We start from the raw sequence: 22201 nt of genomic DNA, 5'->3' as shown, positions 1-22201 counted from the left end.
GCACGATCGGCCGGTGACGATCAGGCTGGCGGGCATGACGATGGCATCTTCCACGGACTCGGTGACGGTCCTCACCGGCATGTATGCCGCTGAGGCGGAGTACCTGGCGGCGGGAGGCCCCGACGAGGCCTCGTTCGATCTGCTCGCTCCCTTCTTCTCGCCGGACGTCGTGCTGCACCAGGCGGACGGCCTGCCCTACGGCGGCCCATGGCGCGGACACGACGGCATGAGGCGGTTCTTCGTCGTGATGGGGGAGGTGTGGGAGTCGTTCGACATGGTGGAGCAGGAATTCCTCGCCACCGGGGAGACCGCGGTCGTGCTCACACAGGTCCGTGCTCGCGCTCGCACGACCGGCCGAGAACTCAGCTTTCCGGTCCTGCAGGCGATCACGGTCAGGGACGGGCGGATCGCCGAGGTCCGGCCGTTCTACTGGGACACGCAGGCCATCGCCGACGCCTGCACGGCACCGGCGCCGGCGGACTGACGCCGAGGCCGCTCGAGGCGGTGGACACCGCACGGGTCCTCAGCTCGTGGGCCTCCCGGTGGGCGGAAGGGTGAGGGTGCACAGGCGCTTGGTGGCCCGGGTGAGGGCGACGTACAGATCGCGCTCCCCTCCGGGGCGGGCGGCGGTGATCCCGTCCGGGTCGACCACGACGGCCGCGTCGAACTCCAGGCCGCGTGCCTGCGAGGCCGGCACCAGTCGGGCATGCTGCTCGACCCCCGCGTCCGCGAGCTGCCGCATCCTGTCGTCGGAGCAGATCACCCCGATCAACTCACCCTCGTACGAGGCGCTTTGCTCGCGCAGCTCCCCCAGGAGGGCGGTGACGAGCGTGTCAGGGGTGGCGGTCAGGGTCCGGGGCTCCTCGCCACGCCGGATCGAGCGGATCGGCGGCCGGTCCGGAGCGATCCGGGCGAGCAACTCCTCAGTGGTGGCGAGGATTTCCTGTGTGGTGCGGTAGCTGACGGTCAGCGTGCGCAGGTCGAAGCGCCGGCCGACGTGCGGGCCGAGTGCGTCCGTCCAGTCCCGGGCCGTCGTCGCCGGGCCCGCCTGGGCGAAGTCGCCGACCAGCGTCATCGACCTGCCCGGACAACGACGTACGATCATCCGCCACTGCATGGCGGTGAGTTCCTGCGCCTCGTCGACGACGACGTGCCCGAAGGCCTGCTCGGGCGGGCCGTCGACCAGGCTCGCCGCCTCGTCGAGGAGTGGCACGTCCGCGTCCGTCCAGGGCGCACCGGGTGCTCGCCGCAGCAGGGCCCGCTCGGCGTCGGTGAACTGCCGTAGACACGCGGCCGATGCGTCGCCGTCCGCCAGCAGGGCGTGAACCACCTCGTCCGGCGTCAGCCGCGGCCACAGGTCCTCGACGGCCCGGTCCAGCGAGGCGTCGTCCAGGAGTTCGGCCCGCATGGCGTCGGCGTCGAACTCGTCGGCCCCTGTGGCGGGCGCGTCGTCCACCCCGAGGCGGCGCAGGTCCGCTGCCGCGACCCGGTCCAGGTCGAGGCCGGTCAGCTGCGCGACCTCGGCGTCGATACGCTCCAGCGCCTCGGCGCCACTGCGGGCGAGCTCGCGGACGAGGGCGTCGACCAGCAGCTCCTTGAACAGCCGGCGTGCCCGGTTGTGCGCGAGACCACTGGTCTGCGCCGACTCCCGCGCCTGCACGACGTCCCGGTCCGGCAGACGGGTCCACTCCTGCCCGACCCGGACCTCGAAGTCGCCGTCGGGGGCCTGCCATGAGCGGACCAACGAGGCCAGTGCGTCGGCCAGTTGGACACTTCCCTTCAGACGTGCCACCTCGAAGGAGTCCGCGGCGCCCGGTACGACGCCGGCCAGTTCCTCGCAGGTCGCCAGGACGACGTCGTTCTCGCCGAGGGAGGGCAGGACCTGGCAGATGTAGTCGAGGAACCGCGCGTTCGGCCCCAGCACCAGCACGCCGCGTTCGGCTGCCTTAGGAAACGCGTACAGAACATAGGCGGCGCGGTGCAGCGCCACGACCGTCTTTCCGGTGCCCGGACCGCCCTGCACCACCGTCACACCACGGTGCGGCGACCGCACGATCGCGTCCTGCTCGGCCTGGAGCGTGGCGACCGCCGTACCCATCCGCCCGGTGCGCCTGGCCTGGAGCGCCGCCGTCAACGGGCCGTCGCCGACGACGTCTTGATCGGTGGGCGCCGAGCCGTCGAGCAGCTCATCGCTCACTCCCACCACCGTGCGGCCCGTCAGTCGCAGATGGCGGCGCCGCCGAAGCCTCATGGGATGCACCGGCGTCGCCTCGTAGAAGGGCCGCGCGGCCTCGGCCCGCCAGTCCACCAGCAAGGGCAGTTCGTCCGAGTCCCTCTGCAGCCCCAGCCGCCCGATCCGCAGGACGGTCCCGTCCGTCAGGTCTATCCGGCCGAACACCAGCCCGTCCTCGGCTCCCTCCAGCCGACGGATCTCCCGCGTCAGCCGCCCGGCCTCCACTTCCCTCTCGTACGTTTCACCCGCGCCGTCGGACGGCCTCGCGAGCACACGCGCCAGCTGCTCCCGCGCTTCGGCCAGCCGCTCGTCGAACAGCTCGCCCATGACGGAGACCTGAGCTCGCTCGAGCTCCACCTCGCGCGCGGCAACATCCTTGATCTGGGACAAGAAAAGGCCCTCTCGGCTCGACCCGCCAATATTTCGAGGCGTCACTATGCAGACGTATTCCGGAAAAGTAAATGTTGACCAAAGTGCGTCGAATGTGTCCTCCGGTGCACCCAAGCCCTTCGCGACCAGGGTGGTAAGCCGCCGCGGAAAGGCGGCCGTCAGGCGGTGGCGTAGTCGGACAGGGCGGGTTCCAGGATGTCGAAGGCCTGACCGGCTTCGGTGGTGATGGTCCGGGCGATCCGGTCGTTGGGCTGCCCGGCGAGGGTGAGCTCCTGGATGCGCTGGAACAGCACACGGTGGACGGCGCCCAGCAGTCCGGCAGCGGTCCGAGTGCCGATGTCGTCGATCGACGTGCCGGTGGCCTCGGCGAGCGCCTGGGCGAGCTGGTGCTCGCGCTGGTCGTGCAGGCCCCGCAGGCAGGTGCTCAGGGTCGGGCTCTCGGCGACCATCGCGGCGAACTCCCGGCCGGAGAACCCGGCGACGGGGTCCTGCGCGGCGACGGCGTGGGCGAACGCGCGGCGCAGTGCGGCCAGCGCGGACTCCTCGGGTAGGCGGTCGGCGACCGTCCGGGCCAGAGAAGCGGCGAACTCCTCCTGATGGTCCAGGGCCAGGTCCTCCTTGCGCGCGAAGTAGTTGGTGACGGTCTTCTTGGCGACACGTGCCGCCGCGGCGATCTCGGCGATGGTCGTCCGCTCGAAGCCCTGAGCGATGAACAGCCGGGTCGCGTGGTCGGAGATGAGCTGCCGGGTCTCCTGCTTCTTCGCCTCGCGCAGTCCGGCTGGAGGGGTGGGTGTCTCTGTGGTCATGAGTGCAAGCTTACCTCCGTCCTACTTTTATGTCGACACCCTAAGGTTGCCGGGTCTAAGTTTATAACCGTAGCAAGGTTACGCCGGTCATATCAGTCTGGCGGGTTCGTCGAGTGGGCAGCACCCGAGCAGGCGTGAAGCCTGACGGGCTTTGCCCAGGCCGCCGGACGAGACGTCCGTCAACGTGCTACTCCTCTGTGCGGTGTTCGAGGGGCGTGCCGGCGTCTGAAGGGAAGTGAGGACTCCGGGCTGGGCCGGGAGTGGACGGTCGTGGGGGTGGCACCGTGTCTGACGTCGGGGTGGTGAGCCCGTACTGGGCGGCCTGGGCGGTGAACATGCTCTGGTAGAGGCCGCCGCGGGCGATCAGCTCTGGGTGGGTGCCGTCCTCGACGAGGCACCCGTCGTCGAGGACGTAGATGTGGTCGGCGTTCATGGTCGCGGCGAGCCGGTGGGTGACGAGCACGACCGCGTGCCCTTCCCGGGCCAGGGACCACAGCTTCTCGAAGGCGGCGATCTCGGCGTGCGGATCGAGCGCCGAAGTCGGCTCGTCGACGAGCAGGACGGGCGCGTTGCGATACCGCGTGCGCGCGGTGCCCAGCCGCTGCCACTGTCCGCCCGAGAGCTGGACGCCGCGCTCGTACCCTTTGAAGACGATCGAGTCCCAGCCGTGCGGCAGGCCCTCGATCAGGTCGAGCACGTCGGCGTCCCGGGCCGCCTTGCGGACCTGATCCATGTCGCGGGGGCGGTCGCCGGCGCCGATGGCGACGTTGGCGGCGGCGGTCATCTCCCAGCGGGGGAAGTCCTGCGCCAGCACCCCGACCGAGGCGAACACCTGGGCCCGTTCCGCCGCGCGGAGTTCCACCGGCTCGCCGGACTCGCCCACCCACCACACATTGCCCTCCGCGGGCAGCAGCAGACCGGCCAGCACCTTGGTCAGCGTGGTCTTCCCCGAGCCGTTCGCTCCCACCAGGGCTGTCACCTCACCTCGGGGAACCCGCACGCTGACCCCCTTCAGAGACGGGGAGTCGGCGCCCGGGTAGGTGAACGACACGTCCTCCACCCGGACTTCCCGTACCGGCGTGGGCAGCGGCGTGCCGGTGCGCGGGATCGCATGCTCAGTCGCCATGTCGATGGCGTCTTCCGTGTCGGTGAGGAACAGGAGCTCCTCGTACAGCCGGTTGACCTGCTGCACGAGAGAAGTGAGCCGTGCGGTGGACGTACGGATGGCGATCACCGCGGTCCCGCCGACAGCCAGCGGCAGACCGCCGTCGGCCAGCAGCCACCACAGCATCCCGTAACAGCCCAGCGACGCCAGACCGGCGAAGGCGCCCGCGACCAGATCCGTCCCGGCCTGTGCCCGCGCCAGCCGCCGCTGTTCCGCCTCCGTCTGCCGGGACATCTCCTCGTAGCTGGACAGCAGTTTGGTCCCGGCCGCGTGCACACGGATCTCTCCGGCGGCGTGCGGGCGGATCAGGTAGGCCAGCAGGGAGGCGATCGCCCGCCGGTGGTCGACCCAGTTCAGACGGGAGACGTATTCGCGGCGCGCGGAGCGGACCGCTCCCCACCCCTTCGGTACGGCGACGGCCAGCAGCATCGGCAGCAGCGCCCAGTGCAGCGACGCCAGGACGACGGCGGCCGCCGCCATGCCGATGACCACGTTGCCCACTCCCACCGACAGCCGGAGCATGCTGCGGGCGGAGTCGGTGCCGAACCGCCCCGCCTCCAGGACCCTTTGCACCTCCGGCCGCTCGGTCGCCTCCACCTCGACGTGGGTGACCGCCGTGTAGTACCGCGCGGACACCGCCCGCTCCACCTGAGGCTCCAGGCGCCCCGACATGGCCGTCGACCACGCCGACAGCAGCGCCGTCGCCACCGCCGCAACCGCCAGGACCGCCAGAGACGGCAGGGCGTCACGGAGCTTGTCCGCGGTCGGGCCGTCGGAGAACAGCTGTGTGAGGACGCTGTTGACCGCCACCAGCCCCCAGCCCGCCGTCACGCCCTGACCGAGCTCGGCCGCCACGACGCCCGCCAGTGCCCGCCGGTCCGTCCGCCAGCCGGTGCGCAGCACCATCCCCACCATGCGCGGCAGTTCGGCGGCCATGTGCCCGAACCCCAGCCGGGTCAGCGGGCCTTCGTGCCGTACGTACGACTGGTCGTAGCGCAGCCGCCCGCCGTACAGCTCACGTTCCGCGTTCGAGATCCCGTCCGCCGCCGTCTTCCGCGCGTCCGGCGGCGCGTCCTGATGTGCTTCGGCTGATGTCAACGTCGGCCCTCCGTCTGACGGTCACGGCTCGTTCATCGGGTTCAACGACCCACCCCGCGTTTCGAACACATGTCTTTCGGTCGGCCTCGGGGGCCCGTAGCTGAGCGGCTCGCCGAAGCTGCGCAGTACACCGACCCTTGCCACGCATGAGCGCACCGCCGGGAGCGGATTGGCCGAAACGCCGAGAGTTGGACGGGGGAGCATCAGGGAAAGATCGCGCAGCAGGTTCGGCATGGTGGGAGACGGCAGCAGGGAGGGTCGAGTGGCGAGCCGCCCTACGCGCCGTCATCCTTTTCTGGAGAGATCTCCGGAAGTCGCCCCTCCCGCGCCATCTCCAGCTCCCGCATCGCCACCGCCCGCATCGCCGCCTCTGGAGGCGCCATGGCAGTGCACTTCGACATCAATCTGATCGTCGTCGCGGAGGAGACGTTCACAGCGGCGGAGCTGAAGCAGGTCAACGACTCCGTGGACATCATGAAGACGATCTTCGCCACGCACGGTCCGGTGGTCGGCGCGGTGAACCGCTTCAAGATCGACCTCGCGGTCGCCGGGGCGAACGCGGTCATCAGGGGAGCGGCGGACGCGATGGCGCTGGCGGACCGGTTCGCCGTGCGCAGCAACGACGCGCTCGACGTGTTCGTCGTGAAGCGCATTCTCCACCCCACGGACGTCGGCTACTCTCCGTCGCCCGGCGCGTGCGGGAAGAACAAGGCCAAGGGCCGGCTGAGGGCACCGGTGGTGGCCCTGGACGGCAGCGCGGCGGACAGCGGCAACACCTTCGCCCACGAGGTCGGTCACTTCCTGGGCCTGCCGCACTGCGAGAAGGACGAATCGCTGTGCGGCCCCGCGAACTTCATGCGGGCCCAGTCGGGGACCAACACGGGGATCACGCCCGCTCAGGCGGTCAAGATGATCACACATTGCCAGGTCACCCTGTAGGCCGGACGGCCCCGCTGTCCGACCCGGAGGGTTGCCGGAGAGGCACCAGGCCATGACCGATCGCATCGACCAACTGCTCGCGTCCAAGGACGGCGCGGACCCCGCGCTCCTGGCCGCGCTCGACGCCGACGACCTCGCCGACGCCCTCGGCCGCGCGCTCGCCCCGGACGACGAACACCGTGTCCGCGCCCTGGGCATCCTCGCCCTGATCGACCCGAGCCCCCTCGGGGCGCTGGCCCAGGCGGTCGGGCAGGTGCTGGCGGAGCCCGAGCCCGACCCCTTCACGCTCGCCGCGGCCCTCGACCGGGCCTCGGCGCTCGGCCGGGACGCCGTCCCACTGGTCCAGGCAGCCGCGGCCTCCGGCGAACCGATCGTCGCGCTGGCCGCCTGGCGCACCCTGGAGCAGGTCGCCACCTCCGAGTTCCTGGACGTCCTGACACAGATGGCACCCCCCGCCGGGGACGTGGTCGGTGACCAGGCCGCCTTCGCGCTGTCGGTGATCGCCTATCGGGCGGGGTTCTCCGGCTTCGAACTGACCCCCGCGGACGACACCCGCATCGTCGCCATCCCGGCCGACGAGAACGAGGTGTTCTTCATCGACACCTCCCCGCCCACCGAGGACGACTTCGCGCTGCTCAGCCGGATGCCGGCCGGTGAGCTGTACCTGGTACGGCCCGAACGGGAGGGCATGCTCGCCATCGAGTGCGGCGACGAACGGCTGCTGCTCTGCATCGACTCGGACATCCAGATGGGCATGCCGGACACGTTCCTGCAGGGCCCGTCGCTCGCCGGGGTGGTCACCGCGCTCGCGCCGCTCGGCACGGACTACTCCGTGCGCTACCTGGTCCTCACCTGGCCCGACGGCACGGGCGGCTTCCACGTCATGCTGTGCCAGCCGGACGGCGTCCAGGCCTACTACGGCCACGCCGACAGCGACGAGATCTCCGACGGGACCGCCACCTTCGGTCTCTTCACCGTCGACCGGCCCGGTGCCTGTCCCATCTCCCTCACACCGAGCGTGAGCACGAGCGGAGTCACCCTCGGCGGAGATCTGCTGTCGATGACCGAGACCGTGACGGACCGGCTGGAGCCCGAAGCGACACAATGAGGCCGCGCCACACAATGAGGCCCCGCCACACAATGAGGGCCCCAAGGCATGAAAGGCCTCCGAAGCTCCCAACCGGCACCAGCGCACCCCCCTCGGTTTGCACGCCCACGACCTCCGTCACATAGTGCGAGGTATGGACGCGCGCGAGAAGGCGCTCTTCCAGGCCTACAACCAGGCCCTGCGCTGGCTGGCCGGCCTGCCGGACCGGCCCGTTCCCGCGCGTGCACCGGTCGAGGACATCGTGCGCGCGCTCGGCCCGGACCTGCCCGCTGGTCCGACCCCGCCCGACGAAGTCGTCGACCTGCTCGCCACCGCCTGCGAGCCGGGGCTCACCGGCTTCCCCAGCGGCCGCTTCTACGGCTTCGTCGTCGGCGGCACCCACCCCGCCGCGCTCGCCGCCGACTGGCTGGTCAGCGCCTGGGACCAGAACTGCGTCATGCGTGCCGCGTCCCCCGCCTACGCGGCCGCGGAGGACATCGCCGCCGCGTGGCTGCTCGATCTGCTGCGGCTGCCCCCGGACAGCGGGGTCGGCTTCACGACCGGTGCCACCATGGCCAACTTCACCTGCCTCGCCGCCGCACGGGACGCCGTACTGAGCCGTACCGGCTGGAACACCGTCCGTGACGGCCTCGCCGGCGGGCCGAGAGTGCGGGTCCTCGTCGGCGCGGAGCGCCACATCAGCGTCGATCTGGCCCTGCGCTACGTCGGCCTCGGCGAGCCGGAGTCCGTGCCGGCCGACGACCAGGGGCGCATCCGGCCCGACGCCCTGCGGCAGGCACTGGCCGCCGGTCCGCCGGGGCCCACGATCGTGGTCCTGCAGGCAGGCAACATCCACAGCGGCGCCTTCGACCCCTTCCGGGCGGCGATCGGCGCCGCCCGCGAGGCGGATGCCTGGGTCCACATCGACGGCGCCTTCGGCCTCTGGGCCGCCGCGAGCCCACGGTACGCACCCCTGACCGCGGGGTGCCCCGATGCCGACTCCTGGGCGACCGACGCCCACAAGACCCTCAACGTCCCCTACGACTGCGGTCTGGCCATGGTCCGCGACGCGGCAGCACTGCGCTCCGCGATGGGCCACCAGGGCGCTTATCTGATCCACGACACGCGCGGCGACCCCATCGACACGGTCCCCGAACTCTCGCGCCGTGGCCGGGCGTTCCCCGTCTGGGCGGCCCTGCGCTCCCTGGGCCGCTCGGGGGTCTGCGACCTGGTCGAACGACTCTGCCGACACGCCACCGCCTTCGCCGAGGGCATCGCCGCCATCGAGGGCGCGACCGTGCTCAACGACGTCGTCTTCACCCAGGTCTGCGCCGCCTTCGACGACGACGCACCCGACGACGCACAGGACCAAACACGCGACCACACAGGCACCGACGCACGCACCGACCGGATCATCCACCGCCTCCTCGACGACGGCACCACCTGGATCAGCGGTTCCGCTTGGCAGGGCCGCCGCGTCATGCGCATCTCCGTCAGCAACTGGTCCACCAGCGACGACGACGTGGCTCGCACGCTCGACGCCATCCACCGCGCGGCGGCGCTTCCCTGAGGCATGGACCGGGTGGTTGATACGGGGGAGTGAACCGGGCGCGTGGTCCATCCTGGTCATCGCCTCTCCGACCTGGCCGGGCCAGCCCTCCTCGGTCGCCCCGCGCGTGCTGGAGCGGATGGACGCCATGCTCGCCGAGACCGACGACGACCAACGCCTCGTCGCCCACAACTGCGTGGCAGGCGTGGAACAGCGAGCCGCCGCCACCCTTTTACATCGTCCCCGCCACCGAACGTGTGGAGCCTGGTGGTCATCGTTCTGGGCGTCCAGCGGATCAGGATTCTGATGTGGGCAGGCTCCGCCGACCACACCGAGAACCCGGACCTGGCCAGGGACTCCTTCTACCTGGTCGCCGGCGCTGTCGTGCTGCTGCTCGTCGAAGGGCTGGTCAGAGCGTTCGTACGGACGTTCGTCGAGCAGCGCGAGTCGCTGAAGCCGCTGCGGGAGTATCCACGCGACGAGCGCGCCCACATGCTCGCGGCAGTCCGGGAGTTCCACAGAACCGGCGAGGTCCCCGAACCCACCGCTCCGACACCACCCGTGCCACCTCTGTGTGACCGCCACCCGTGAGGACCGGCAGCAGATCCACACCGCCCTGGCCGAAGGCCAGGTGCCGACCGACATCCTGGGTGGGTCACCACTTCCGGGGCACATGAGTTGAGTGATCTTCGTGTCCGTCGGAAGGAGCCTGTTCCACCGTGACGACACCCGCACGCCGAATACGGCGCACCGGTGCCCGGCGATTCGATCTGCGCGCGACCGCTGTGTACTTCGGCATTCTCGCCCTGGTCCTCTGTGCGGCGGGACTCGCCGTTCGCATGGTGCTCGACGCCGTTCAGGGACAACCCGTCTGGGCTGCGGCCCTGGGTCTCGTGGCCCTCTCCTGCACCCTGGCCCTACGGCGGCGTCGGCGGCGTCGCCGGGACTTGGCCGCCGGCGCCGTACAACAGGCCGCCGCGGCACTGGAGGCGGGCAGAGACACCGCGCTGGCGGCACTGGAGCCACCGGGCCCGGCTGTGCCACGGCAGTATGCGCCCAGGGACGGGGACGGGGACGGGGACGGGGACGACCACCTCGGCTCCGCCCGGCCCGAGGACCAGGCATGGGGCGTCATCGACTACGACGCCCTGGACGCCGATGAGTTCGAGCAGGCGGTGGCCGCGCTGTGTGCGCGGGACGGGTGCACCGGGGTCGAAGTCGTCGGCGGTGCGGGCGATCTGGGGGCGGACGTCCTGGCCGTGACGCCCGACGGGCGGCGGCTGGTCGTCCAGTGCAAGCGGTACGGCGACGAGCACCGGGTCGGCTCCCAGGACCTGCAACGCTTCGGCGGCACCTGCTACACGGTGCACGAGGCCGACGTGGCCGCCCTGGTGACGACCAGCGACTTCACGGCGCCGGCCGTCGAGTATGCCGAACAGTGCGGAATCCTGTGCCTGGACCGGGCGGCACTGCAGGCGTGGAGCGACGGCACCGGACCGGCCCCCTGGCCGGCGGTGAGCACCGGGACGTCCTGAGCCCGCCGCGGCCGATCCCTCTCTCCTCCCTCCCTTCCCTTCAAAGATGTCTGTCGTGGCCGAAACGGGGCAGCAGGGGTGATGAGCCCGACGCAATCCATGAGAAACCGAGGTGAACCATGACGAAGGATCTGACCCCGAAGTACACCGTGCCCGGCATCGAGCGTGAGGCGGCCGGCCGCCTGATCGGCCTGCTGCAACTGCGGCTGCACGCACTCAACGATCTCCATCTCACGCTCAAGCACGTGCACTGGAACGTGGTCGGACCCCACTTCATCGCCGTGCACGAGATGATCGACCCGCAGGTGGACCGCGTCCGGGAGATGGCCGACGACGTGGCCGAGCGGATCGCGGCCCTCGGCGGCGTGGCGCAGGGCACACCGGGCGCCCTGGTCGGCGAACGCACCTGGGACGACTACTCCATCGGCCGAGCCGACGCCATCGCGCATCTCGGCGCGCTCGACCTCGTGTACACGGGCGTGATCGAGTCGGTCCGGGCCGCGATCAAGGAGGCCGGCGAGGTCGACCCCGCCACGGAGGACCTGCTCATCGAGCAGCTGCGCGACCTGGAGCAGTTCCAGTGGTTCGTCCGCGCCCACCTCGAGAGCTCGGGCGGCACCCTTTCCACGGGCAAGGCCCACACGGAGGAAGAGGCCGCGCGGGCCGGCGGCTCCTGAGCGGCAGCGGCCCGCGGCGGCGCGCCGCCCGCATGCCCGCTGGACCGGCCGTCGCAGCAAGGACCGCCCGAGGTGCATGCCTGCCGCCGATCGGTGACACCCGCACCCGTATGCATCCGACACGCACGGCCGCGCGGACCCTACGACGCCACGCGCACGCCGCCGCACAGACGGTGAGGCGGGCGTGCGCGGGGCCGGGCCGCGAGCGGGATCTGGCCGTCCAGGCGGGCAAGGCGGCGCTGGCGGCCTGGCTCGCCTGGGCGGTGGCCGGCTGGTGGCTCCAGGCGCCGATGGCGTTCGTCGCGCCCTGGGTCGCGATCGTGCTGGTGGAGGAGACCGTCTACCGGTCCGTCGCACACGGCCTGCAACAGCTGGCGGCCATCGCGACGGGCACGATCACGGCCACCGCGGTCGCGCTCGTCCTGCACGAGGCGATGCTGGCGATGGCGCTCGTCCTGCCCACTGTGGTGCTGCTGGGCCACTGGCGGCGCCTGGGCAGCCAGGGCGTCTACGCGGCCACGGGCGCCCTGTTCGTCCTCACCGGCGGGCCCGTCGGCGTCGACACGGCCGCCGCACGCATCTCCGAGGCCGTCTTCGGTGCGGTCGTCGGCATCGCCGTCAACGCGCTGATCCGTCCCCCGCTCTACCTACGGGACAGCCGAGCCGCCCTGCGGGACGCCACCGAGGAGGCCCACGACATTCTGCGGGCGGTGGCCGACGGGCTGGCCGAGGACCGGTGGGACCCCGCCGAGGCCGGCACCTGGCACGAGCGCGCCCTGCGCCTCCAACGCCTGGTCGACGACTCACGCACCGCGCTCGGCCGCAGCCGGGAGAGCCTGCGCGTCAACCTCCGCCGCCGCACCAGGGCACCGTCCGCACCCGACAAGGAGTACGACGACGCGGTCGTCGTCCTGGACTACGCGGCCGTGCACACCGCCGGGGTCACCCGCACCGTGCTGGAAGCCGCCGCGGAGGACCGCTCCGGCGCGCGGCCCCACCCTCATCTCTCCCGCCGCTACGCCGAGTTCCTCCGCCAGACCGCTCACGCCCTCCACCTCTACGGCCACAGCCGCTTCGGCGACCGGAGCGACCGCGAGCTGCGCCAGGCCGTACACGAACTGCACCGCACGCTCGACACGCTGCGCCGGCACCTGGTCCGTGCCCGGCCTGACGACCCCGACGAAGTCGCCGTCTACGGCACGCTGCTGGCCCAGGCCCACCGACTGGCCGGACAACTCGTGACCTCATCCCCGTGATCCCCCCTCACCCTGTGGCGGCCTCGGTGACGGCCAGGGCCGCCGCCATCACGCTCACCTGCGGGTTCACCTCCGGACAGGAAGGCAGCACGGAGGCGTCGGCGATCAGGACACCGTGTACGCCGCGCAGTCGGCCGGCTGCGTCGGCGGGAGAACGTTGCGGATCGGCGCCGGCGGCGACCGTGCCGGTGGGATGGTAGGCGGACAGGTGGAGTTCGGGGGCATCGGTGCGGGCGAGCAGGTCGTCGAGTTCCTCCAGGCTGTGCACGCGGGGTGTGCCGGGGACACCGGTGAGCACCTCGTCGGCACCCGCGGCGAAGAGCAGTTCGCCCATCGCCCGTACAGCGCGCAGGAGCCGCCTGGCGTCACGACGCTGGAGGTCGTAGCGGACCAGGGTGCTACTACGGCCCAGGACGCGGCCGGAGGGAAGGTCGGCGATCATCGCGCCGAGGGTGGCGAGGCGGTGGGCGTCGTCCAGTTCGCGCCGCAGTCCGGCACCGAGGCCGGGCAGGACGAAGGTGCCCATGCCGGGCGGGGTGGCGGTCGCCTCGATGAGGATGCCGTGCCGGCGGTGGTGCTCCTCCACCCCGACGCTCTGCAGCACTCCCTTCCAGGCGGTGACCGGCTCGGAGAACCGCCCGGCGAGGGTGGTGGCGGGATGGACGCTCAGATTGCGGCCGAGCCGGGGATGACGGCCCAGGCCGGATCGGCGCAGCAGGGGCGGCGACTGCAGTGCCCCGGCGGCCACGACGACCAGCGGGGCGAGGATCTCGAAGTGGCTGCTCACGCCGTCCCGGATGCCGTCGCGGTGGACGCGTACGCCCGTGGCGCGGGGCCCGCCGGGGCGGTCCGGGTCGACGAGGATGCGCTCCACCCGCGCCCCGGTGACGATCCGGGCGCCTGCCGCGCACGCGTCGGGCAGCACGGACAACTGCACGCTCTGCTTGGCGCCGGTGGGACAGCCCACCACGCACTGGCAGGACCCCTGGCAGCCGGGCGCGTTGCGGCGCAGCGGCGCGGCGGCCCAACCGAGGGCGCGGGCGCCGTCGAGGGCGATCCGGCCGTTGTTTCCGAGCACGTCCTCCGGCTGGCGGGCCACGCCCAGCGTGCGTTCGACCTCGTCCAGGAAGGGGCCCAGTCCGTCGGCGAGCGTGAACCCGAACGCGCTGCTCCAGCGGGCCAGGACATGCTCGGGAGTTCGGTAGCAGGTACCGGAGTTGACCAGCGTGGTGCCGCCGACGGCCCGGCCGGTCGGCAGCAGCACCGGCGCCCGGCCGACGGCGACGGTCGCGCCGCCGTCCCGGTAGAGGTCGGTGAACCGCTCCAGCGGGGTGCGCCCGCGGAAGCTGTCGGTGCCGTGGTGCCGCCCTTCTTCGAGGACGACCACGTCGAGCCCTGCCCGGGCCAGCGTCCTGGCGGCCATCGCGCCGCCCGCGCCGGAGCCGACGACGACGGCGTCGGCCGTGCTGCGCGCGGGCCACCCGGAGGCCGGAGTGCAGTCGAGCGGCGGGTCGGACCGCAGGGGAACCGCCTGCGCCGGGGGAGCGGTGCGGGCCGTCCGCTCGGTCCCGGCCGCCAGCAGGACCGGCACTTTGAGTACCTCCAGCAGCCGCAGCAGCGCCGGCCGTCCGGCGAGCGAGTCGAGCACCGTCTGCCGTTCGTCGGCTGTGAGATCCGCCAGACGGCGTCCGGTGCGGGCCCGCGCGTAGGCGTCGACCCCGTGAGCCCCCGCCCGGAAGGCCGTCCGCGCGGCCGACGGCATCCCGGCGAGCACCGTCTCCAGCCGCGCGGGCACGCGCTTGGCCCACTCCAACGTGCCGTCGTCGCCGACGAGGGCGGCCACCAGCCCGGCCAGGGCCGCGCTCACCGGGCGCCCGCCGGACCGCCCGGAGACGCGCTCACCAGAGTGCCCGCCGGACCGCCCGGAGACGCGCTCACCAGGGCGCCCACCAGCCCGACCAGAGCCCAGTGCCCCGCTCACCGGCTGCCCACCTCCGCGTGCGCCGTGCCGTCCAGCGTCCACCGCGCCTCCGTGCGCCAGCCGCCGAACCACCAGCGCTCCAACAGCACACGCGCGTCGGCACGTTCACTGTTGCGGCACACAGCAGGGGAGCCGTCCGGGTCGCGGTAGTCCAGGGCCAGGGTCCGTTCCGGCGGCTGAGCGACCTCCACCCGGATGCGGCGCAGCCCGCTGCGGCCGGTGACCGTCCAGGTGGGCAGGCCGATACGTGCGCGAAAGCGGCCCCAGCCGGCCCAGCCGACCGCACTGCGCTCGGGCCGCCGAGGCCAGGTGCGACCGCCCCGGCGCAGGCGCAGGAACACCAGCGGGGGAAGCCTGCGCAGGCCAGGGCGCATGGACACGGCGGCGACGACCTCCAGCACGTCCCCGCCCCCGAGGTCGGCGTGCAGCCAGGCCCAGCGGCGCGCGTTGCCGTGGCCGTGGATACGGGCGGAGGCGCCGGGCGCGCCGGTCAGCGCCAGGGTCGTGCCGTCGTACGTGAACGTGCCGTCGTAGCGGGCGCGCGCGGCGGGCACCATGTGCGCGGCGGGCAGCAAGGGGCGGCGCCAGGACCAGCGCGGGAAGGTGAACAACGGCGTGTCCACGGGCTGTTCGGCCAACTCCCAGGCCCAGGCGCCGTCGTGCGCCGAGCCGGTCAGACGGCCGGGCCGCGCGTCGGTGCCGGCGGCACGGAAACCGGACCCGTCACCCGTCCAAGGGGCGGGGCCGAAGCGTACGTGCCGCACAGGGCCGTCCTCGGGGAACACGGCCGCCCACCCGTGCGCGTACGGCTCGGATCCGTCGGTGGGCGCGACGAGTTCGTGGTGCAGCCACACCCCCGTGCCGGTCCGCGGATCGGTGAGCGTCGTGTACCAGACCTCGGTGCGCCCCGCCTCACCGCGCCAGCGCGGCGCCATCAGGGTCTCGGCGTTCTCGGAGCGGGGGAAGCGCCAGCTCGCCAGGAACGCCGGCCCCTGTGTGGCGAGAGGAAAGCGCAGTACGCCGGTGCCGACCGGGCTGCCGTCCTCGTACAGCGTGTACGGCAGGACCGTCATCGACGCGACGGGGCGCCGCAGTGTCACCGACTTCCAGCCGTCCAGGGTGAGGCGGCGGCCTCGGGCGGTGAAGTGCAGGCGGTAGCGGATACGGCGCCGGGCCAGCGGCGAGATCTCCAACTCGCCCTCCACGGCCGCCTCGTCGGCGAGGCCGTCGATCCGGATGCGGCCGGCCGCCCGGGCCTCGGTCGTCCGGCCGGGCCGCAGCACGCGCGCCGCGGTGACGTCCAGCTCCAGCCGCACCTTTCGGGCGGTGCTCTCCGCCTCGTCGTCCAGCCGAAGTGTTCCGAGCATCGTCTCGGAGAAGGCGGTGCCGCGGGGGCGGGTGGACACGGTGCTCATCGAAGGCCCTCCAGCATGATCCGCTCGGTCGCCATGAGGTAGACCCCGGCCGCCTTGCGTGCCCCGGCCCTGTCCCCGGCGCAGACGGCCTCGACGACCGGAACGAGGCGCTCGTGCGCGGCCTCGGCGTCGGTGAACGGCCCCACCAGCGAGGCGCGCACCGGCAGGTACGCGTTGAACAGGGTGTTGGTCAGCAGCACATAGACCCGGTTGCCGGTGGCGCGGGCCAGCGCCCGGTGCACCTCCACGTCGGCGAGCTGCACGGCGTCGCCGTCCGGCGCCTCGCGCACCGCCGCCAGGAGGGTGCGCAGTTCCTCACGCTGCCGGGCGGTCACTCGCTCCGCGGCGCGCTCGGCGATCAACGCGCCGACGCCGCGCCGCACTTCGAAGATCTCGCCGATCCAGTCGGGGCTGTGCCGCACCAGCATCGGCAGCAGATCGGCCCCGCCCAGGCGCAGATAGTCCCGCACCTTGGTGCCCACGCCGTGCCGGGTCTCCAGCAGCCCTGCTTGCAGCAGACGGCCGAAGGCGTGCTTGAGCGTGGTGCGCGTGACCCCGTAGCCGTCGGCGAGCGCACGCTCCGGCGGAAGGTAACTCCCCGCCGGGTGCCGCCCGTTGAGGATGTCCTCGCGCAGGCGGCTCTCCAGCACGTCGACGAGGCTTTCGCGCGGCAGTGTCTCCACACCGTCCTCCAGTGGCTCAGTGGATGAGCCACTGAACCAGTGGTGATGTCCGGCGTCAATGGTTCCGGCAACGGGGACCTGCCTACCGGCCGGCCATGTGGCGGGAGGCCGGCCGGAAGGCGCAACGGGTGTGCGGCGGGCGAGGCATCAGCCGCCCGCGCCCGTCACCCAGCGCAGGACGGAGGCGGTGACCGCGGTGCCGAGATGGCTGATTGCGTCGATGGCGTCCTGGTCGCCGGGCAGCGGCGCGATCCCGCGCACGGTCAGCGCGGCGTGCAGGTCGAGCCGGCGCTGGTCCGCGGGGCTGACGTCGATGCTGAGGCGCCGGCGCGGGTCGGGGGGAGGCAGCAGGAAGTCGTTGCCGCCGAGACGGTCGGGAAAGCGGTCCTCCGCGCCTGCGGGTGAGCAGAAGTACGGGTCGCAGTCGGGCCAGACGTCCTCGGTCGGGACGAGCGTGTCGCTGGGTGCGTTCATCGCGGTTCTCCCTTGCTTGGGGTGTCTGTCTGCCCGTAGAAGTCGCTCGGCCGCCGGGACTTGGTTGCGGCGTTTCCGCACGATCCCTCGAATGCCGCAAAAGTAGGGATGTGTGCTGTGCGCACCGGCACACCTCTGCCACCGGATTCAGCCGCGATATGTGCCGCTGGGGAAATCCCTGACCGTGTTGTTCGGGTGAACCCGCAAGGATAGTCACACTAGTTCAGGCGGCCTTGTCGGTGCTTTTTCCTTGCCGGATAGTGATGGTCGTGCCGCCTCCGGGGCGAGGCCCGCCGGGGTCTTTTCCGGAGTTACAGGTGTGCGGCACAGTCCGTCTCTGGCCGGAGGCGGGCGTGAATTCACCCCTTGAGGAGGAATGCACGTTGAAGAAGGCATACGAGGCCCCGACGCTGGTGCGGCTGGGGTCGTTCCGCAAGCAGACGGGGCTCCTGGGACGCGCCGGCAACGACCGACTGATCCTCAGCAAGAACTGACACCCGACGGCCTCTGATCCGACGTCATGACTGAACTGCACGAGAGTGCGGCGGCGGGCCCCGGCGACGCGTACTGCTCGGTCTTCCCGGACCGTGCGGACGCGGCGGCCGTGGCCCGCTCGTTCTCCCACCCGGGCACCCGCACGCTGGAGCACGCCTCGGGCCGCCCCTGGCTCGTCGGCCGCTGGCGCGACGACGAGATCGTCCACGCACGCGCCGGCACATCGGTCGCGCTCGCCCTGATCGGGTGCGGCGACGTCGACGCCGCGACCCTGCGGCGCACGGCGAACCGACTGCGCGACCTGGCCGCCCTCGACACCTGGGCGCGCTCCCTGCCCGGCAGCTTCCATCTCCTGGCCTGCGTGGACGGCCGGCTGCACGTCCGGGGAACCGCCTCCGGCCTGCGCCTGGTCTTCCACACCGAGATCGACGGCATGCAGATCGCCGCCACCCGGGCCGACATCCTGGCCACGGCCCTCGGCTCCGAACCCGACCCCGCCCAGATCGCCGTACGACTGCTGTGGCCGGCGCCGCATCCGCTGTACCAGCAACCGATGTGGCGGGGCATCACCGCCGTCGCACCGGAGGACGCCCTGGAGGTGTCGGCGGACGGCCGCCGGGCGCGCCACACCCGCTGGTGGACACCTCCGCAACCGGACGTGTCCCTGGCCGCGGGAGCACCGAAGGTGCGTGCGGCGCTCGTCGAGGCCGTCGCGGCCCGCACCCGGCGCGGCGGCGTGGTCAGCTGCGACCTCTCCGGCGGCCTGGACTCCACCTCGGTCTGCTTCCTCGCCGACCGCTCACCGGCCCGCGTCGTCGCCTCCACCTGGCCCGGCCGCGACCCCGCCGACACCGACCTGCACTGGGCCCGGCAGGCCGCGCGGTCGCTGCCCGACGTCGAGCACGTGGTCTGGGACGCCGACGCGTCCCCGCTCGTCTACACCGAACTGCTCGCCGTCGACGACCTCCTGGACGAGCCCACCATCGGTGTCATGGACCGCTCCAGGGTCCTGCACCATCTGCCCGCCCTCGCCGAACGCGGCAGCCGGCTCCACCTGACGGGCATCGGCGGCGACCACGTGGCCTGGTGCTCCGAGGCGTACTACCACCGACTGGCCCGTACCCGGCCGCTGTTCGCCCTGCGGCAACTGCGCGGCTTCAAGGCACTGTGGCAATGGCCGCTGGGCGGCACACTGCGCGCCCTCGCCGACAACAGGCCGTACGGCACCTGGCTCGCGGACGCCGGGAACCGGCTGCGCGACCCGCTGCCCGACACCGTCGCCGCCGGACTCGGCTGGGGAATGCCCCCGCGCCTGTTCGCCTGGATGACCCCCGAGGCCGAGGAACTCGCCCGCACCGCGCTGCGCGAAAGCGCCCAGCGGGCCGCGCCGTTGCACCCCGACCGCGGCCTGCACAGCGACCTGGAGCAGATCCGCTCCTGCTCGCGCATCATCCGCCAGTGGGACCACATGGCCGCCCGCACCGGCGTGCCCATGGCCTCACCGTTCCTGGACGACCGCGTCATCGAGGCCTGCCTGGCCGTGCGCCCTACCGAGCGCGTCACGCCCTGGCAGTACAAACCGCTGCTGACCGCCGCCATGCACGGCATCGTGCCCGAGCCCTGTCTGCGGCGCAGCAACAAGGCCGCCGCCTCCATGGACGCCGCCGACGGGCTGCGCCGGCACCGCGGCGACCTCATGACGCTGTGGGAGGACTCCCACCTGGCGCGCATGGGCCTGGTCGACGCACGCACCCTGCGCCGCCTCGCCGAGAGACCCGCCACCCGTCAACTCCGTGACGCCGTCCTGTACTCGACCATCGCCGCCGAGGTCTGGCTGCGCTCTCGCACGGGAGTGACCCACGGCCCGGCGTCCGGCCCGAAGTGAAAGGGAACCCCCCATGACTCTGCGGTTCGGCACCGACGTGTGCACGGCGACCACCGACTACGGCACGGTGCTGCTCGACCAACGCACCGGCCAGTACTGGGAACTGAACCCCACCGCCACCCTGGTCGTCAGCACGCTCATGGCGGGCGGGGACGCGGACGACGCGACGAACGCGCTGGTGCGCGAGTTCGACGTGACCCCGGCGCAGGCCCGCGACGACGTCACCGCCCTCATCGGTGAACTGCGCGCCGGCGGGCTGGCCGCATGACCACCCCCAGCGCCATCGCCCGCGTGGACGGCGTCCCCTTCGGCCGCCGCGTCGCGGCCAGGGCCGTGTTCGTACCCGCCCTGCTGCTGTCCCTGCTGCCGCCCCGGCGCCTGCGCGCCGTCCTGCACCTGCTGCGCCGCGGCGCGGCGCCCGCCGACGAGGCGCACGCCAAGCGGGCCCGCGACGCCATGTGCGCGGTGAGCCTGCGCTGCGCCGGCCCCAAGGGCTGCCTGCCCCGCTCCCTGGGCGCCGCACTCCTGTGCCGGCTCGGCGGCACCTGGCCGACCTGGAGCACCGGCGTGCGCGTCGTACCTCCCTTCACGGCCCACGCCTGGATCGAGGTGGCCGGCCACCTCATCGACGAGGACGTCCCCGACGACTACTTCGCCCGCCTGATCACCGTAGAGCCGTTGCCGCTGCCGCGGACCGGGCGCCGGTGACGGCACACCACGGAACCGCCGCCGGACGGGACCGCACCACCCGGGCCTCGGTCGCCGCCGTCTACCGCCTCACCGCGGGACACCGCACCACCATCACCGCGGCCACCGTGCTCACCCTCGCCGCGTCCGCCCTCGGGCTCGCCCAGCCGCTGGTCGCCAAACAGGTCGTGGACGCGAGCACCGGTGCCGGCCCGGTAGGGGCTTCCTTGCTGCTGCTGGGCGCGCTGTTCGCCGCCGAGGCCGCCACCGGAGCCCTGGGCCGCTTCCTGCTGGAGTACACGGGCGAAGGCGTCGTACGGCATCTGCGGCACAGCCTGGTGAACCGGCTGCTGCGGCTGGAGATGCGGGAGTACGGCCGCCACCGCGGGGGTGACCTGATCGCCCGGGTGACGGCCGACACCACGCTGCTCAGGGAAGTCGTCTCGCAGGCGCTGGTGGACCTGGTCACCGGTGCGCTCGCCGCGGCGGGGGCGCTGGCACTGATGGCCTGGATCGACCCGTTGCTGCTGCTGGTCGTGACCGTGACCGTTCTGGCCGCGGCGACCGTGGTCGCCTCCTTGCTGAGCCGGATTCGCACCGCCTCCGAGTCCATGCAGGGCGCCGTCGGGGCCATCGCCGCCGACCTGGAACGCGCGCTCGGGGCTCTGCCGATGGTCAGGGTGCACCGCGCGGAGGACCGCGAGGCGGCCCGCATCGGCGCGCGCGTCGAGGAGGCCCGCGACGCCGGAGTGCGCACCGCCCGGTACGCCGCCGTCATGAGCTCCGCCGTCGAACTCGCCGTCCAGGGCTCCTTCCTGCTGGTCCTGGTCATCGGCGGACTGCGCGTGAGCAGCGGACAGGACCGGTCCCTCGGCGACCTCGTGGCCTTCCTGCTCTACGCCTCCTACCTGGTGCTGCCCCTGTCCTCCGTCTTCCGAGCCGCCGGCCTCATCCAGCGCGGCATGGGCGCACACCGGCGCGTGGACGAGGTGATGGCCCTGCCGGAGGAGCCCGTCGACGTCCGTGCCGTCCCCGACACCCCGCGCGGCGAGGCCGGCGACGCACCGGCCCTGCGGCTGGACGGCGTCCGCTTCGCCTACCGGCCGGGGCAGCCCGTCCTGGACGGAGTGACCTTCAGCGTGCCCCGCCGTGGCCAGGTCGCGCTCGTCGGACCGTCCGGCGCGGGAAAGACCACGATCTTCGCGCTGATCGCCCGCTTCTACGAACCCGACGCCGGCACCCTGTACTTCGACGGGCACCCGGCCGCCCGGCTCGACCGCCGCACCTGCCGGGCCCGCATCGCCGTGGTCGACCAGGACAACCACGTCGTCCACGGCACCCTGCACGACAACATCACCTACGGCGTCCCGGACGCCACCGCCGCGGACGTCGAGCGCGTCCTGCTGCTGACCCGGCTGCACGCCGTGGCCGAGCGGCTGCCCGGTGGCCTGCACGGCGCGGTCGGCGAGCACGGGGCGGCCCTGTCGGGCGGCGAACGTCAACGCGTCGCCCTCGCCCGCGCCCTGCTCACCGGGCCGCGGATCCTCCTGCTCGACGAACCCACCTCCCACCTGGACGCCGCCAACGAGGCCGCCCTCACCGCGGCCCTCAGGGAGATCAGCCGGACCTGCGCCGTGCTGGTCATCGCCCACCGGCTCTCCACCGTCCAGCACGCCGACCGCATCGTCGTCCTGGACGCCGGCCGCGTCATCGCCCAAGGGCGCCACGAGGAACTCCTCGTCACCAGCGACGTCTACCGCACCCTCGCCGAGAGCCAGACCCTGCGATCGGCCTCCGGCACCCGGCCGGTCGCACAGACCCGACCGCGATCGTGATCGAGGCGCCC

20 protein-coding genes and 1 pseudogene are annotated in these 22201 nt (G+C 72.5%); 14 read left to right on the top strand and 7 right to left on the bottom strand.

Translation table 11 applies throughout. From position 1 onward, the window contains the following. Positions 1-34: 34 nt before the first annotated feature. Positions 35-484 (top strand): nuclear transport factor 2 family protein, encoded by a 450-nt coding sequence (locus ACIQ6Y_RS34620; protein WP_404045408.1) that lies wholly within the window; start codon positions 35-37, stop codon positions 482-484. Between the two features lie 39 nt (positions 485-523). On the opposite strand, the gene ACIQ6Y_RS34615 is transcribed toward ACIQ6Y_RS34620, so the two are convergent. The 3 genes from ACIQ6Y_RS34615 to ACIQ6Y_RS34605 all read right to left on the bottom strand — a co-directional run bounded on the left by ACIQ6Y_RS34615 (position 524) and on the right by ACIQ6Y_RS34605 (position 5692). Beyond that, complete coding sequence (locus tag ACIQ6Y_RS34615) at positions 524-2623, bottom strand: HelD family protein (protein WP_404045405.1); 2100 nt, start codon at positions 2621-2623, stop codon at positions 524-526. 158 nt (positions 2624-2781) lie between these two features. Beyond that, the gene (locus ACIQ6Y_RS34610) at positions 2782-3429 is read right to left on the bottom strand and encodes a TetR/AcrR family transcriptional regulator (RefSeq protein WP_404045402.1); all 648 of its coding nucleotides are present in this window, start codon (positions 3427-3429) and stop codon (positions 2782-2784) included. Positions 3430-3616: 187 nt separating this feature from the next. Continuing rightward, the gene (locus tag ACIQ6Y_RS34605; protein ID WP_404045399.1) at positions 3617-5692 is read right to left on the bottom strand and encodes an ABC transporter ATP-binding protein; all 2076 of its coding nucleotides are present in this window, start codon (positions 5690-5692) and stop codon (positions 3617-3619) included. 381 nt (positions 5693-6073) lie between these two features. On the opposite strand from ACIQ6Y_RS34605, the gene ACIQ6Y_RS34600 reads away from it, so the two are divergent. The 8 genes and pseudogenes from ACIQ6Y_RS34600 (at position 6074) to ACIQ6Y_RS34565 (ending at position 12735) form a co-directional block, all read left to right on the top strand. Continuing rightward, positions 6074-6631: a hypothetical protein gene (locus ACIQ6Y_RS34600; RefSeq protein ID WP_404045396.1), complete on the top strand. Its 558-nt coding sequence runs from the start codon at positions 6074-6076 to the stop codon at positions 6629-6631. A 52-nt stretch (positions 6632-6683) separates the two neighbouring features. Next, positions 6684-7739, top strand: coding sequence for a hypothetical protein (locus ACIQ6Y_RS34595; protein WP_404045393.1), 1056 nt, complete (start codon positions 6684-6686; stop codon positions 7737-7739). A 133-nt stretch (positions 7740-7872) separates the two neighbouring features. Then, the gene (locus ACIQ6Y_RS34590; RefSeq protein WP_404045391.1) at positions 7873-9288 is read left to right on the top strand and encodes a pyridoxal phosphate-dependent decarboxylase family protein; all 1416 of its coding nucleotides are present in this window, start codon (positions 7873-7875) and stop codon (positions 9286-9288) included. 49 nt (positions 9289-9337) lie between these two features. Beyond that, positions 9338-9475: pseudogene (locus tag ACIQ6Y_RS34585) on the top strand (flavodoxin family protein); the annotation flags it as partial. 59 nt (positions 9476-9534) lie between these two features. Further along, positions 9535-9858 (top strand): hypothetical protein, encoded by a 324-nt coding sequence (locus ACIQ6Y_RS34580; RefSeq protein ID WP_404045388.1) that lies wholly within the window; start codon positions 9535-9537, stop codon positions 9856-9858. Positions 9859-9986: 128 nt separating this feature from the next. Then, positions 9987-10802 carry a restriction endonuclease gene (locus tag ACIQ6Y_RS34575; protein WP_404045387.1) on the top strand — a complete coding sequence of 272 codons (816 nt, stop codon included), beginning with the start codon at positions 9987-9989 and terminating at the stop codon, positions 10800-10802. Positions 10803-10921: 119 nt separating this feature from the next. Next, on the top strand, positions 10922-11479 hold the full coding sequence (locus tag ACIQ6Y_RS34570; protein WP_404045384.1) for a Dps family protein: 558 nt from the start codon (positions 10922-10924) through the stop codon (positions 11477-11479). A 110-nt stretch (positions 11480-11589) separates the two neighbouring features. Beyond that, positions 11590-12735, top strand: coding sequence for an aromatic acid exporter family protein (locus ACIQ6Y_RS34565; protein WP_404045382.1), 1146 nt, complete (start codon positions 11590-11592; stop codon positions 12733-12735). 7 nt (positions 12736-12742) lie between these two features. On the opposite strand, the gene ACIQ6Y_RS34560 is transcribed toward ACIQ6Y_RS34565, so the two are convergent. From ACIQ6Y_RS34560 to ACIQ6Y_RS34545, 4 genes are all read right to left on the bottom strand, one after another. Next, entirely contained in the window at positions 12743-14602 is a 1860-nt protein-coding gene (locus ACIQ6Y_RS34560; RefSeq protein WP_404045380.1) for a GMC family oxidoreductase N-terminal domain-containing protein, read from the bottom strand. Positions 14603-14712: 110 nt separating this feature from the next. Then, on the bottom strand, positions 14713-16131 hold the full coding sequence (locus ACIQ6Y_RS34555) for a hypothetical protein (protein WP_404045378.1): 1419 nt from the start codon (positions 16129-16131) through the stop codon (positions 14713-14715). Next, a complete protein-coding gene (locus tag ACIQ6Y_RS34550) occupies positions 16128-16814 on the bottom strand; it encodes a FadR/GntR family transcriptional regulator (RefSeq protein WP_404045375.1) in 687 nt (228 codons plus the stop codon). Before ACIQ6Y_RS34550 ends, ACIQ6Y_RS34555 begins: the two co-directional genes overlap by 4 nt. A 147-nt stretch (positions 16815-16961) precedes the next feature. Beyond that, positions 16962-17288, bottom strand: coding sequence for a hypothetical protein (locus ACIQ6Y_RS34545; RefSeq protein WP_404045373.1), 327 nt, complete (start codon positions 17286-17288; stop codon positions 16962-16964). Between the two features lie 383 nt (positions 17289-17671). Here ACIQ6Y_RS34545 and ACIQ6Y_RS34540 point away from each other — a divergent pair, with 383 nt between their 5' ends. Genes ACIQ6Y_RS34540 through ACIQ6Y_RS34520 form a run of 5 tightly spaced genes read left to right on the top strand, consistent with a single transcriptional unit; the run spans position 17672 to position 22190 of the window. Next, positions 17672-17782: a keywimysin-related RiPP gene (locus tag ACIQ6Y_RS34540; RefSeq protein WP_359653708.1), complete on the top strand. Its 111-nt coding sequence runs from the start codon at positions 17672-17674 to the stop codon at positions 17780-17782. 26 nt (positions 17783-17808) lie between these two features. Then, entirely contained in the window at positions 17809-19668 is a 1860-nt protein-coding gene (locus ACIQ6Y_RS34535) for a lasso peptide isopeptide bond-forming cyclase (protein ID WP_404045370.1), read from the top strand. Positions 19669-19681: 13 nt separating this feature from the next. Further along, complete coding sequence (locus ACIQ6Y_RS34530) at positions 19682-19936, top strand: lasso peptide biosynthesis PqqD family chaperone (RefSeq protein WP_404045367.1); 255 nt, start codon at positions 19682-19684, stop codon at positions 19934-19936. After that, entirely contained in the window at positions 19933-20376 is a 444-nt protein-coding gene (locus ACIQ6Y_RS34525) for a lasso peptide biosynthesis B2 protein (RefSeq protein WP_404045365.1), read from the top strand. Before ACIQ6Y_RS34530 ends, ACIQ6Y_RS34525 begins: the two co-directional genes overlap by 4 nt. Continuing rightward, the gene (locus ACIQ6Y_RS34520) at positions 20373-22190 is read left to right on the top strand and encodes an ABC transporter ATP-binding protein (RefSeq protein WP_404045364.1); all 1818 of its coding nucleotides are present in this window, start codon (positions 20373-20375) and stop codon (positions 22188-22190) included. The genes ACIQ6Y_RS34525 and ACIQ6Y_RS34520 overlap by 4 nt, the downstream gene beginning before the upstream one ends. Positions 22191-22201: the final 11 nt, after the last annotated feature.

It is taken from the genome of Streptomyces sp. NPDC096205, from assembly GCF_044763135.1.
Lineage (GTDB): Bacteria > Actinomycetota > Actinomycetes > Streptomycetales > Streptomycetaceae > Streptomyces.
Note: the sequence above shows the minus strand (reverse complement) of the source record. Positions and strands in the feature narration are given on the sequence as shown.